This window comes from Phaeovulum veldkampii DSM 11550 (genome assembly GCF_003034995.1).
Classification (GTDB): Bacteria; Pseudomonadota; Alphaproteobacteria; order Rhodobacterales; family Rhodobacteraceae; genus Phaeovulum; species Phaeovulum veldkampii.
This window is the reverse complement of record NZ_PZKF01000089.1, coordinates 1-2,856: the sequence shown is the minus strand read 5'-3', so window position 1 is coordinate 2,856 and position 2,856 is coordinate 1. Positions and strand designations below refer to the sequence as shown.

The 2,856-nt window shown below is 64.4% G+C and carries 3 protein-coding genes; 2 read left to right on the top strand and 1 reads right to left on the bottom strand.

All coding sequences use genetic code 11. From position 1 onward, the window contains the following. Window positions 1-870: nucleotidyl transferase AbiEii/AbiGii toxin family protein (locus tag C5F46_RS15890; protein WP_107326272.1), on the top strand; the 870-nt coding region annotated here is incomplete at its 5' end. A 22-nt stretch (window positions 871-892) separates the two neighbouring features. Here the strand turns inward: C5F46_RS15890 and C5F46_RS15885 are convergent. Beyond that, the gene (locus tag C5F46_RS15885; RefSeq protein WP_107326271.1) at window positions 893-1,189 is read right to left on the bottom strand and encodes a hypothetical protein; all 297 of its coding nucleotides are present in this window, start codon (window positions 1,187-1,189) and stop codon (window positions 893-895) included. A gap of 179 nt (window positions 1,190-1,368) precedes the next feature. On the opposite strand from C5F46_RS15885, the gene C5F46_RS15880 reads away from it, so the two are divergent. Next, window positions 1,369-2,856, top strand: a 1,488-nt coding sequence (locus C5F46_RS15880; RefSeq protein ID WP_181317778.1) for a strawberry notch-like NTP hydrolase domain-containing protein, incomplete at its 3' end; no start/stop codon positions are given.

The following is a 2,856-nucleotide window of genomic DNA, read 5'->3' as shown; positions in this document are numbered from 1 at the left end:
AACCTCGTCTTCAAGGGTGGCACCTCTCTGTCGAAGGCCTACCAGGTCATTGACCGGTTTTCTGAGGATGTGGACCTGACCTTCGATATCCGGGCCCTGATCCCGGATCTACTCGAGGGCCGTGAAGACGCCATGCCCGCCACATCCAGTGAAGAGCGGCGCTGGTCGAAACGTGTTCGACACGCCTTGCCTGAATGGGTGGCCGGGACCGTCGAGCCGATCCTGCAGCAGGCGATTGATCGGGAAGAGATCGATGCCAGGCTTCGGACTGACGGCGACAAGCTGTTCATCGACTACCCACACCTCGCGCGCGGCACGGGATACGTTTCTCCGAGCGTGATGCTGGAATTCGGTGCGCGTTCTACCGGAGAGCCCGCATCCCCACGCGATATCGTTTGCGATGCCGCGTCGGTGATCGCAGGCGTGGAGTTTCCCACTGCCCGCCCGCGCGTGATGCATGCGGAACGGACGTTCTGGGAAAAGGCGACAGCGATCCACGTCTTCTGTTTGCAAAACCGTATGCGAGGGGATCGCTTTTCTCGCCACTGGCATGATGTCGCCCGGTTGGACGATGCGGGCATCGCCGCTGCGGCCATCCAAGATCGCGCGCTTGCGACCGCTGTCGCCCGGCACAAGACGATGTTCTTTGCAGAGAAGGCGGCGGATGCCACGCGGATCGATTACGGCACCGCAACCTCTGGGCATCTACAACTGGTCCCAGGCGGCGATGCTCTCAAGGCTCTCGCTGACGATTATGGCCGGATGGTCGAGGACGGCCTGCTTGCATCAACACCAGAGCCTTTTGGCGACTTGATGGACCGTTGCGCGGGCATCGCGCGCAAGGCCAATGCAGCGTTCAAGCCTGACTGACCATCTTTTCGGAAGATTCCCGCTACTTATTCCCGTCGATCCATTTCGACATCAGCCCCTTGTCGCGGAAGCACTCTTCCGGAACGGCGCGCCGTTTGATCCGGGCAAGCTTCGCCGCGAAGGCCACCTGCTTCGACGTCGGCAACCTGTCCATGTCCGATACCGGCTTAAGCCGAGCCTGCGCCTCGATCCAGGCGCTGAGCAACCGACGGTCCTGCTGAACTTCCCAAGGCAGGAGGGTCTGGTTGCGCAGGGCGAGTGACCGCGCATAGGCGATCTGCTTCGGTGTCGCGGGCAGGGTGTATGTGGTGCTGTCCATCGGGAAACTCCCTTGCTGGCTTGGCCCTCAATATAGAACATAACAGGAACAAAATCAAGCCAAGCGAACGGAACGCACCGGTTCGAGAGGGAGAGAGGGGTCGGGGAAGATCAGGCCTGAGGGTGCCCGAGAGAGAGGGTGTCCGGGCCTATCCCTGTCCCTCATTCCGGAGTTTCCCGATGACCTATCTCGTGCCTGTTGCGCCTCCCGTTCCTGTTCCGTCCACTGAACCCGCGCCCGCAATCCTCGCCGTGGCCGAGGCACTGCAGCCTGATCTCGCGCAGGGCTTCCAGATCGAAGCGCTGCGCCTGCGCGTAGAGATGGAGCGCGCCTTTGGCGGCTCCGATGCCGACGGCGCCTGGGACTGGAAGCTCGCCTATGAGGCGGGCGAGGTGGCGCTGGTCCTCTTCCTGCGGAAATTCGGCCGCGCGCTGCTGGCCCGTGCTGGATCGCCTGCGGCACTGCTGCCGATCCTTGCCAAGGTGGCGGGCCTCTTGCCGACGCATACCCGGCGCTCGGAGGAGATGGAGCGGTTCCAGCAATTCTCGACGCCGCTGCACATGGGGCTCGCTGCACTGGCCGCCGCACAGATCACGCCGCGTGACCTGGTCCTTGAGCCTTCGGCCGGGACCGGGCTTCTGGCGATCCTCGCTGAGATCGCGGGTGGCAGCCTCGCGCTGAACGAGTTGGCCGACACCCGCGCAGACCTTCTGCGCCTCCTTTTTCCGGGGCGTCCCGTCACCAGTTTCGACGCCGCGCAGATCGACGATCACCTCGACGCAGGGCTGCGCCCCAGCGTCATCCTGATGAATCCGCCGTTTTCGGCTGTGGCCAATGTCGATGGCCGGACGACTGAGGCGACGGCGCGGCATCTGCGCTCGGCGCTGGCGCGTCTCGTGCCCGGCGGTCGGCTCGTGGCCATCACCGGTTCCGGTTTCGCAGCGGATGCGCCCGCGTGGTCCGAGAACTTCGTCCGTCTCACCGAGTCTTCCCGTCTGGTCTTTACCGGCGCTGTGTCCGGCGCCGCCTTCGCCAAGCATGGCACCAGCTTCGAGACGCGGATTTCGGTCTTTGACAAATGCCGTTGCGGCGAAAAGGCTGGCATCACCGCTGATCTCGCCCGGCCGATGTCCGTCGATGCGGCACAGCTCCTCGCCCGAATCCTGGCCGAGGTCCCTCCGCGCCTTTCGTTGGATGCAGGCGATCCCGCTCGATCCCGCTCCACGTCCCCCTTCCAGGGAATTCCTGCCCGTGCGTCTGGTTTTGCGGCTACGAAATCGCGTGCAACCCAGTCGCCCAAGACCGATGCCCACGTCAGCACGCCGGATGCCGAAGACCTCGGCTACACCCTGCGCGAGACCGCGGACGATCTCGGCGCCGCGCGTCTGTCAGACGCGATCTACGAAACCTTCCGTCTGCAAGCCATCGACATCCCCGGCGCGGCGCCGCATCCGACCAAGCTGGTGCAGTCGGCGGCCATGGCGTCCGTTGCGCCCCCCAAACCCTCCTATCGTCCCAAACTGCCCGCCGCCGTGCTACGCGATGGTCTACTGTCCGACGCGCAGCTCGAGACCGTGATCTACGCGGGCGAGGCGCATGGCGCGTATCTCGCCGGATCATGGTGCTTGGATGAGACCGGCGACATGGTCTCGGCCGCGCCCGACGAT

What these genes read in the sequence shown, in the direction of transcription:
- C5F46_RS15885 (WP_107326271.1), bottom strand. Translation starts at nt 1,189, where the DNA reads ATGGACAGCACCACATACACCCTGCCCGCGACACCGAAGCAGATCGCC.